Annotated in this window: 7 protein-coding genes; 3 read left to right on the top strand and 4 right to left on the bottom strand. The window is 71.5% G+C overall.

The window, feature by feature from the left end; all coding sequences use genetic code 11:
- Positions 1–112 precede the first annotated feature (112 nt).
- Positions 113–922 (bottom strand): M15 family metallopeptidase, encoded by an 810-nt coding sequence (locus ACH4RC_RS40435; protein WP_398209708.1) that lies wholly within the window; start codon positions 920–922, stop codon positions 113–115.
- A 93-nt stretch (positions 923–1,015) separates the two neighbouring features.
- Between ACH4RC_RS40435 and ACH4RC_RS40440 the strand changes: the two genes are divergently transcribed.
- Positions 1,016–1,540 carry an NUDIX domain-containing protein gene (locus ACH4RC_RS40440; RefSeq protein ID WP_398209721.1) on the top strand — a complete coding sequence of 175 codons (525 nt, stop codon included), beginning with the start codon at positions 1,016–1,018 and terminating at the stop codon, positions 1,538–1,540.
- Positions 1,541–1,954: 414 nt separating this feature from the next.
- Here the strand turns inward: ACH4RC_RS40440 and ACH4RC_RS40445 are convergent, their stop codons facing one another.
- Complete coding sequence (locus ACH4RC_RS40445) at positions 1,955–4,171, bottom strand: glycoside hydrolase family 31 protein (protein WP_398209710.1); 2,217 nt, start codon at positions 4,169–4,171, stop codon at positions 1,955–1,957.
- Positions 4,172–4,385: 214 nt separating this feature from the next.
- Here ACH4RC_RS40445 and ACH4RC_RS40450 point away from each other — a divergent pair, with 214 nt between their 5' ends.
- Together ACH4RC_RS40450 and ACH4RC_RS40455 are read left to right on the top strand one after the other, a co-directional pair.
- Positions 4,386–6,359 (top strand): acetoacetate--CoA ligase, encoded by a 1,974-nt coding sequence (locus tag ACH4RC_RS40450; protein WP_398209712.1) that lies wholly within the window; start codon positions 4,386–4,388, stop codon positions 6,357–6,359.
- Between the two features lie 103 nt (positions 6,360–6,462).
- A complete protein-coding gene (locus ACH4RC_RS40455) occupies positions 6,463–7,365 on the top strand; it encodes a hypothetical protein (RefSeq protein ID WP_398209713.1) in 903 nt (300 codons plus the stop codon).
- 121 nt (positions 7,366–7,486) lie between these two features.
- Here ACH4RC_RS40455 and ptsP read toward each other — a convergent pair whose 3' ends face one another.
- Together ptsP and ACH4RC_RS40465 are read right to left on the bottom strand one after the other, a co-directional pair.
- On the bottom strand, positions 7,487–9,157 hold the full coding sequence (gene ptsP, locus ACH4RC_RS40460) for a phosphoenolpyruvate--protein phosphotransferase (RefSeq protein WP_398209715.1): 1,671 nt from the start codon (positions 9,155–9,157) through the stop codon (positions 7,487–7,489).
- Positions 9,158–9,236: 79 nt separating this feature from the next.
- Positions 9,237–9,686: a PTS glucose transporter subunit IIA gene (locus ACH4RC_RS40465; protein ID WP_398209717.1), complete on the bottom strand. Its 450-nt coding sequence runs from the start codon at positions 9,684–9,686 to the stop codon at positions 9,237–9,239.
- Between the last annotated feature and the right edge of the window lie 473 nt (positions 9,687–10,159).

Raw genomic sequence — 10,159 nt, forward strand, 5'->3', positions numbered from 1 at the left:
ACCGAACGGCGTCAGGTGTGGCGCAGAACCATGTGCGCCTCCTGTGCGTCCGTCTATTCCGTGAGGGCGCGACCGGGATCCGACGGGGGTGTTTCCGGCCGCGCCCTCCGGTTCACCGCCCCGCGAGCGACCGCCGGGAGACCGGGAAGTCGAAGTAGGTGTCGGGGAAGGGCTCGGGCTTGTAGGTGTAGTGCCACCACTCCTCAGGCAGATTCACGAAGCCCTGCCCGGAGAGCGCGTTCCGCAGCAGATCCCGGTTGGCCCGCTGCACGCCCTTGATGCGCGGATCATCCGTGTGCGCGAGCGTGTCGAAGCAGTCGAACCCGGTACCCATGTCCACGGAGTTGTCGGGGAACCGCTCCGTCTCGGGCCCGTAACAGGCCGTGAGCGGCTCTCCGGGCACGTACGCGCGCGTGGGCCCGGCCGGCAGCTTCACGACCGTCAGATCGACGGTGGAGCCGCGGCTGTGCCCCGACTTCTCGGCGATGTAGCCGTCCGCGAACAGCCGCGTCTTGTCGACCCTCGGATAGAACTCCGCCTTCATCCGCTGGTCGTCCAGGTCCTTGGCCCACCGCACGAAGTGGTCGACGGCCCGCTGCGGCCGGTAACAGTCGTACACCTTCAGCGAGTACCCCTGCTTGCGGAGCTCGAGCTGCGCCTTGTGCAGGGCTTTCGCGGCGGGCCTCGTGAGGACGCACATCGGCTTCCTGTAGCCGTCGATCGGCTCGCCCACGAAGTCGTGCTCCGTGAAGTAGCGCATCTCCTGGATGATCGTGGGATCGACGTCGCTGAGCGCCACGAACTCCTTGGGAGCCTTCGGTTCGGGCGTCGCGTGCGCGGTCGCCGGGGCGGCGGCCACGCCCAGCAGCGCGGCGGCCGCCATGGCGGCGAATCTGCGAAGAACGGTGACGGTTGTGGTCATGGTCCTTGCATCTATCAGGAGCGACCCCCTCCGGGGAAGAGCGTCCCCAAGTGATCGGATACAGTCCGCGCCGTGTCCGCAGAAACCCATCCCATGGTCAACCCCGTTCCGGCTTCCCACTGTTCGAGCTGTGGGGCCGCTTACGGGGCCGAGGTGCACGGCTGGCCGCGCACCTGCCCGGCATGCGAAACCGTCGCCTACCGGAACCCGCTGCCCGTCGCCATCGCCCTGCAACCCGTGTACGACACGACAGGCACGGCGCTGGTCGTGATCACCCGCACCATCGCCCCCGCGCGCGGGGAGGCCGCTCTGCCGGGCGGCTTCATCGACGACCGCGAGGACTGGCGCCACGCCGTCGTCCGTGAACTGAAGGAGGAGACCGGCATCGACGCGGCCACCCGCGACGTACGCCTCGTGGACGCCATGAGCGCCCCCGACGGCCACCTCCTGCTGTTCGGCCTTCTACCCGAACGCCCGACGGCCCAGCTGCCCACCAGCACGGCGACGGACGAGACCGACGGCTGGCACCTCCTGCGCCACCCGGCCGAACTGGCCTTCCCGTTGCACACGGTGGCGGCGAAGGCATGGTTCGACGGCCGCTACGCGCGCCCTCTGTGAGGCTGCCGGGCCCTCGCTGAGCCGCCCCCTCGCCGGCTGAATATGGGTTACGGCGGCTTTCCGATGCCGCCGTAACCGCCAGCCCGTTCCACCCACTGATCGCGAAGGTCGGTCCGCGAAGCCGTTGCGCGCGCCCTTCGCGACGATGCCGGACCCGCGCTGAGACGCGCACTCGCCGCCCGCGCATGGGGTACGGCGGCCGTCCGCCGCCGTACCCGCTCGCGGAGGTCGGTCCGCACAGCCGTTGCGCGCGCCCTTTGCGACGATGCCGGACCCGCGCTGAGACGCGCTTTCGCCGGCCGCGCACCGGGTACGGCGGCCGTCCGCCGCCGTACCCGCTGTTCGCGGAGGTCGGTCCGCAAAGCCGTTGCGCGCGCCCTTCGCGACCTTCCAACACCCTGCTGAGACGCGCCCTCACAGGCCGCGCACGCGCACGGGATACGGCGGCCTCCCGCCGTCGCCGTCCCCCTCCACAACCACCCGCCCCTCGCTCCAGCGGACTTGGTACCGCTCGGCCGTCGGCTCCTCCCACCCGTCGCCCGTGTCCGGCAGGACCAGGCCACCGCCCGTGAGCCCCGCCTCCGGAGCCCACACCTCCAGCTCGGTCCCGCCGCCCTCGCCCCGTACGGGCACCACCGCGCCCGCGCGCGCGAGCACCGGAATCCGCGCCAGGGGAGCCTCGACCGTGACCGGACCAGGACCGTCGAACGCCGCGCCGGTCGCCGTGTCGTACCACCGGCCCTTCGGCAGCCGTACGCTCCTGTGCTGCACCCCGGGCTCCAGCACAGGAGCCACGATCAGACAGTCGCCCAGCAAGAAGGCGTCCCCGCAGTCCCGCAGACCACGGTCCTCCGGCGCTCCCCACCACAAGGGCCGCGCATACGGTGCACCCGTCTGCCGGGCCACGTGCGCGAGCGACATAAAGTACGGCGAAAGGCGCCACCGCGTCCGCAGCGCCACGCGCGCGTGGGCGAGGACATCGTCACCGAAGTCCCATGGCTCCCGCCCCGCCCGCGACTCGGCACGCGTCCGGAACAACGGCAGGTAGGCGCCCAATTGAATGCGGCGCAGGAAGAGTTCCGGAGAGGGGCCCCCGCCGAGGCAGTCCACGTCCGGTCCCGTGTACGGGACTCCGCACAGCCCGAGTCCGATCACCAGGGACAGCGCCGCGCGCAGCCCGGGCCAGCCGGCCGGCACGTCCTCTCCGCACCACGCCCCGCCGTAGCGCTGCATGCCCGCCCAGCCGCCCCGGGAGACCACGAACGGCCGCTCCTGCGGACGCAGCGCGCACAGCCCCTCGTACGCGGCCCGGGCCATGCCCAAGGCGTACACGTTGTGCGCCTCGCGAGGGTCGCTGCCTCGCCCTTCGAGCGCGTGCCGGGCCGAGCGGGGCAACGGCGCGGGCGCGCGCATGTCGTGCCAGACCCCGGAGAAGCCCTGCGCCAGCCACTCCTCGTAGAGATCGCCCCCCGCGCGACACCCCGACGCGTCGATCGCCCGCCCCCTGCCGAACACCGCATTGCCGTCCACGGCCTCCGCCTGTGGGATGACCCGGGCCACCAGCCGGACGGCGCCCTCCCGCAACCCCTCGGCGGGTCCGGGCATCGGACCCCGCCGCGTCCCGGGACGGCCGACCTCCACATGCACGGCCGCCAAGGGCAGACAGCGCTGTGCGAAGCCGGCGACGACCTGGCGCACTTCTTCCTCGCCGCCATCGAGATCCCCGCGCGCGTAGTGGTGGCCCAGGGCCCATGACGGCGGCACCGCGGGAGCCCCCGTCAGCCGCGTCCACGTATGGAGCACGCGCGCGGGCGTGCCCACCACCACCCAGCACCGCAACGGGCCGCCCATCCGCAGCTCGCTCGAGCCGGGCCGGTCGTGCCCCGACCCCGCGCCCTCGCGCCCCTCCCGCAGCTTCACCGTGCCGTCCCACGTGCTGTCGTGGAACACCAGATGCGTGCCCGCGTCCGCGACGACCAGTTGCACCGGCATCGTGACCGACGACGGATCGTCCCCCGGGCCGGGCCCACCGCCCAGGCCGCTGTTCCACAGGGCATACGTCCCGTCCCGCAGCCGTGGACCCGACGCACGCCCGCCGAGCCCGAAGAACTGCGCGTCCGCCGCCACCTCCGACCGCTGCACCCACCGCGCCTCGCCGCCACGCACCGGCTCCCACCACCGAGGCGGCAGCGCACGCCGCAACAGCACACCACCGGGCGTGCACACCGTGACGGCACCGTGCCGCGACACCACCACGGTCGCGCGCTCGGACACCACCCGCCAGCCGCCGTCCTTGTCCGGCTCCAGAACGGCGCGCGCGTCCGCCTCGGGGCACCGCCCCGCCACACCGTGGGACGGCGTCGGCTCGGCCCCGTCCCACCCCAGGAACACGGCACCGCTCACCGTCACCCTGATCAGCAGCCGGGACCGGTCGAACCGCACCACGCCACCGCCCGGCGCGGGTTCCGCCCCGGCCACGCTTCCCGGCACCCGCGCCCGCTCCGGACCCCGCCGCGCGAGCCCCGAGGAGTCCGACCGGCGCCGCCACACCGCCCCCACGGCACGCACCCCCTGGACCGGCCCCAGCATGGAGAACACCTTCACCGAGCGCACCAGGCCACCACCGTCCATGCCGCTCACCCTGCCACTCGCCGGTCGGCGGGCGGGCCGCGTTCAACTCCCGTTCACCCGTGGCCGCCCCACATCCTTACGAGCCGCACTGTGTGGCGGCCACCCTGGTGCCGCAATCGATCACATGGCATCGTCCTCTCAGCCGCGTCACGCGCACACCCCAGCCCGTGCGCGCACACGACGCACACGCCGCGTACCTTCCAGGAGCCGCACCATGACGACAGCGAACCCCTCGCCGCTCTGGCAGCCCGGACCGCAGCAGATCGCCGACGCGCGGATCACCCGGTTCCAGGCCTGGGCCGCCGACCGGTACGGAGCACCCGCGGAAGGCGGCTACGAGGCGCTGCACCGCTGGTCGGTCACCGAGCTCGACACCTTCTGGAAAGCCGTCACCGACTTCTTCGACGTGCGCTTCACCCACCCCTACGCGCGCGTACTGGGCAGCCGCGCCATGCCCGGCGCCGAATGGTTCCCCGGCGCCACCCTGAACTACGCCGCGCACGCACTGCGCACCGCCGACGACCCCGCGCGCGCGGACACGCCCGCCATCCTCCACGTGGACGAGGCGCACGAGCAGCGCCCGGTCACCTGGGCGGAGCTGCGCGGACAGGTCGGCTCGCTCGCCGCGGAACTGCGCGCTCTGGGTGTCCGCCCCGGCGACCGCGTCAGCGGTTACCTGCCCAACATCCCCGAAGCGGTCGTCGCCCTCCTGGCCAGCGCCGCCGTCGGCGCCGTCTGGACCTCGTGCGCGCCCGACTTCGGCGCCCGCAGCGTCCTCGACCGCTTCCAGCAGGTCGAGCCCGTCGTCCTGTTCACCGTCGACGGCTACCGCTACGGAGGCAAGGAGCACGACCGCCGCGACACCGTGGCGGAACTCCGCACCGAACTGCCCTCCTTGCGCGCGGTGGTGCACATCCCCCTCCTGGGCACCGAGGCCCCACAAGGCGCCCTGGAATGGTCGGCCCTCACCTCCGCCGACGTGGCGCCCGTCTACGAGGAAGTGCCCTTCGACCACCCCCTGTGGGTGCTCTACTCCTCAGGTACCACCGGCCTGCCCAAGGCCATCGTCCAGTCCCAGGGCGGCATCCTCGTCGAACACCTCAAGCAGCTCGGCCTGCACTGCGACCTCGGCCCCGACGACCGGTTCTTCTGGTACACGTCCACCGGCTGGATGATGTGGAACTTCCTCGTCTCCGGACTCCTGACGGGCACCACGATCGTCACGTACGACGGCAGCCCAGGCTTCCCCGACACCGGCGCGCAGTGGTCCGTCGCCGAACGCACCGGAGCGACTCTGTACGGCACCTCCGCCGCGTACGTCATGGCCTGCCGCAAGGCCGGCGTGCACCCTTCCCACGACTACGACCTCACGCGCGTGAAGTGCGTCGCCACCACCGGCTCCCCGCTCCCGCCCGACGGATTCCGCTGGCTCCACGACGAGGTCCGAGCCGACCTGTGGATCGCCTCCGTCAGCGGCGGCACCGACGTCTGCTCCTGCTTCGCGGGAGCCGTGCCCACCCTCCCCGTGCACACCGGCGAACTCCAGGCCCCCAGCCTCGGCACGGACCTGTGCGCCTGGGACCCCGAGGGCAACGCGCTCATCGACGAGGTCGGCGAACTCGTCGTCACCAACCCCATGCCGTCCATGCCGATCCGCTTCTGGAACGACCCCGACGGCAGCCGCTATCACGACAGCTACTTCGACACCTACCCCGGAGCCTGGCGCCACGGCGACTGGATCACGGTCACCTCCCGCGGCTCCGTCGTCATCCACGGCCGCTCCGACTCCACCCTCAACCGGCAGGGCGTCCGCATGGGCTCCGCCGACATCTACGAAGCCGTCGAACGCCTTCCCGAGATCCGCGAATCCCTCGTCATCGGCCTCGAACAGCCCGACGGCGGTTACTGGATGCCCCTCTTCGTCCATCTCTCCCCCGGCGCAGCCCTCGACGACGACCTGCGCGCCCGCATCAAGCGGACCATCCGCGAACAGCTCTCCCCGAGGCACGTCCCCGACGAGATCATCGAAGCCCCCGGCGTCCCGCACACCCTGACCGGCAAGCGCATCGAGGTCCCGGTCAAGCGCCTGCTCCAGGGCACCCCGCTGGAGAAAGCGGTCAACCCCGGCTCCATCGACAACCTCGAACTGCTCCGGTTCTACGAGGAGATCGCCCGCAAGCGCGCCTGACGGCCGACCGGCGTCCGGCCGGGCGGGGCCCGCCCCAGGGCCGTTGTCAGTGCCGACGATTACTCTGAGTGAGCATCGATCGACGAGCGTACTCGGGGGAATCATGACGGACACACAGCACGGCCGGACGACCAGCACGCGGACCATCCTGCGCCGCGAGATCGCGGGCACCATCGGCCTGCTGGCCGACGAACACGACTTCACGCGGATGCGGCGCTACCGCAGCTTCACCTTCGACGACCACACGGCGTACCTGCGGCAGGTCGAGTCCCTGCTCAAATCCCTGGCAGCGGCGGGCGGCCACACCACCGTCGCCCTCTTCGACCCCGACGAGTACGCCGAGTTCTGCGCGGGCGCGGGCCTCGAACCCGACACCCCGACCAGCCGCACCCGCTTCACCGCGGAACTGGCGTCGACGGGCCCCTCGCTCCCGTACGAGGGACAGCCTCTCGGCGACCTCGTCCCCCGGCTCGTCGAAGAGGCCGTACGCCAGGCGACCTGGGAGTACGCCTCCTCCGTCCTCGCCCGCACCGGACCCTGCCCGGCCTGCGGCGAGGACATCGGCCGAACCGCCTTCGCCCACGCCTCGTACCTGGTGGCGCGAGCCATCGACACCATCGGCGAAGGCCTCCACCACTGGGTGTGCAGCGTCCCGACCGGACAGCAGATGCTGCTCGCGGTGGTGCACATCGACGCCCGCACACCCGACACCGTCCGCCTCGACGAGACCTCGGCGATGGAGCTGACGACCGTACTGGCGCTCGCCCTCGTCAACGACAGCCCCTGCGCCCTGGTCGTCCGCACCACCACGGACACCAGCGACCGCGTCTACGGCTGGCGCCTGAAGAACAAGCGCCTCCAGCAGCTGACCGCCGCACAGGTCTTCGACGCGTACTGCACCGACGCGGCCTCGGGCGACCTGACCGCACCCGAGCCGGGCGTCGAGTACTGCACCGCACCCGAGGTGGAGGACCTAGCCGCCCCGGAGAGCCGCCACTGCCACTGACCGCAGGCGAGCACTGCGCCCGCAACGCCCGCAGACAGCGCTGAGGGCGCCTCACCCGAAGGTGAAGCGCCCTCAGAAGAGCCCAGATTCGAGAACCCGGTCCTGGGCCTCGGCTCGTCGCCTACTCGCCGGACAGCACGGCCTGCGCGGCTGCACGCGCCTCGTCGGCGGAGTCCGCGGCGCGGGCGGCGGCCGCCGCCCGCTCGCACTGCGCCAGCGTGTGCTTGCCGAGCGTCGCGCGGACGTACGGGATCGAGGCGGCACCCATGGAGAGGGAGGTGACACCCAGACCGGTCAGCACACAGGCGAGGAGCGGGTCGGACGCGGCCTCACCGCAGACGCCGCAGCTCTTGCCCTCGGCCCTCGCCGCCTCGGCGGACAGCGCGACCAGGTCGAGCAGCGCCGGCTGCCACGGGTCCTGCAGCCGCGACACGGCACCGACCTGACGATCGGCCGCGAAGGTGTACTGGGCCAGGTCGTTGGTGCCGAGCGACAGGAACTCGACCTCCTGCAAGACCGAGCGGGCACGCAGCGCGGCGGACGGAATCTCGACCATCGCGCCGAACTTGGCCTGCAGACCGGCTTCGCGGCAGGCGTCGGCGAACGCCTTGGCGTCGGCCCGGTCGGCCACCATCGGGGCCATGACCTCGAGGTAGACCGGCAGCCCCTCGGCGGCCTTCGCCAGCGCGGTCAGCTGCGTCCGCAGAACCTCGGGGTGGTCGAGGAGGGAGCGCAGACCACGCACGCCCAGCGCCGGGTTGGGCTCGTCGGCCGGGGTCAGGAAGTCCAGCGGCTTGTCGGCGCCGGCGTCGAGCACCCGCACGACGACCCGGCCCTCGGGGAACGCCTCAAGGACCTGGCGGTACGCCTCGACCTGCTTCTCCTCGGACGGCGCCTGCTCGCTGTCGTCCAGGAAGAGGAACTCGGTACGGAAGAGGCCGACGCCCTCGGCACCCGCCTCTACGGCGGCGGGAACGTCCGCCGGGCCACCGATGTTGGCGAGCAGCGGCACCTTGTGCCCGTCCGACGTGGCGCCGGGGCCGGTCGAAGCGGACAGCGCGGCCTTGCGCTCGGCGGCGGACGCCTCCAGGGCGGCCCGCTTCTCGGGGGTCGGGTCCACGAAGATCTCACCCGTGCTGCCGTCGACGGCGACGACGGTGCCTTCCGCCAGTTCACCCGCGCCGGGCAGCGCCACGACCGCGGGCACACCGAGAGCGCGAGCGAGGATGGCGCTGTGGCTGGTCGGCCCGCCTTCCTCGGTCACGAAGCCGAGCACGAGCGCGGGGTCGAGCAGCGCGGTGTCGGCGGGGGCCAGGTCGCGCGCGATGAGCACGTACGGCTTGTCGCTGTCCGGCACGCCGGGCATGGGAACCCCCAGCAGGCGGGCGACGATACGATTCCGCACATCGTCGAGGTCCGCCACTCGGCCCGCCATGTACTCGCCGGCGCCCGCGAGAAGCTCGCGGTAGTGCGAGAAGGCGTCGTAGATGCCCCGCTCCGCCGAGCTGCCGACCGTGATCCGACGATCGACGTCGGCGATCAGCTCCGGGTCCTGAGCGATCATGGCCTGGGCCTCGAGAACCATCTGCGCCTCGCCGCCGGCCAGATTGCCGCGGGCGATCAGGTCGGCCGCGACAGCCTCGACGGCCTGGCGGGCGCGCCCCTGTTCGCGCTCGGCCTCCTCCGCCGGAATCTGCTTGGCCGGCGGCTCAAGCACCGCGGTCCCCATGTGCCGGACCTCGCCGATGGCCACACCGTGGCTCACACCGACGCCGCGAAGCGTTGTCTCCATCTCACCGTCTCCGATAGTGCGGCGGGCCGAGCCGCCGCGTTGGTTGTGCTGCTGCCGGGCGTCCGCGAACGGACGTCCGTCACTTCCAGCCGAAGAGAGCGTCCCCAGCCGTGACGTCGCCATCCTTGACGACGTCCGACAGCGACTCGGCGGTGGCCTCCAGCGCGACGACCGGGCACACCGGCGACTTGCCGGCCTCCTCGACCGCGGCCGGGTTCCAGCGGACCACGGCCTGACCGCGCTGAACGGTGTCGCCCTTGTTGACGAGCAGCTCGAAGCCCTCGCCGTTGAGCTGGACGGTGTCGATACCCAGGTGCGTCAGCACACCGTGCCCCTGGTCGTCCACGACGACGAAGGCGTGCGGGTGCAGGGACACGACGATGCCGTCCACGGGGGCGACGGCCTCGGAGGGCTCACGGACGGGGTCGATGGCGGTGCCGGGGCCGACCATGGCGCCGGAGAACACCGGGTCGGGAACGGCGGAGAGCCCGATGGCGCGTCCATTGAGAGGGGACGACACACTGGTCATGGCAAGCCTCCAAGAGGGCGGAGATTCTTGAGCGCCGTCACTGTTGTGCTGGACGGCGTACTGTGCAGGGGCGTACTGTTCAGAAGCGTAAGTCATAAAAAGTCCCGGTTCCGCACCAGAGGTACCGGTTGGCTGACGTAGGGGCGTCCGGCAAATGATTTGCGCCGAACCCTGACCCCCATGTACGGTCGTACCCCTGCCTGGGGCAGACCGGCGCCTCCGAGCGTCCATCTGCCCGGCAGCTTCTATCGAGTCAACCTTAACTTTGCTCAGCTTTCGCATGTCTGCGGATGACTGGTCAGACGGCCGGAAAAACACTGATAGAGTTTCGACATCGCCGGGAGGGAAACCGCGAAAAGCGGAATTCCGAAAAGCGGGACAAGAAGTACCAGCAAGACCCCGAGGAAATCGGATCGGAAAGATCTGATAGAGTCGGAAACGCAAGACCGAAGGGAAGCGCCCGGAGGAAAGCC

This window comes from Streptomyces sp. NPDC016845 (assembly GCF_044332585.1).
Taxonomy (GTDB): Bacteria; Actinomycetota; Actinomycetes; order Streptomycetales; family Streptomycetaceae; genus Streptomyces.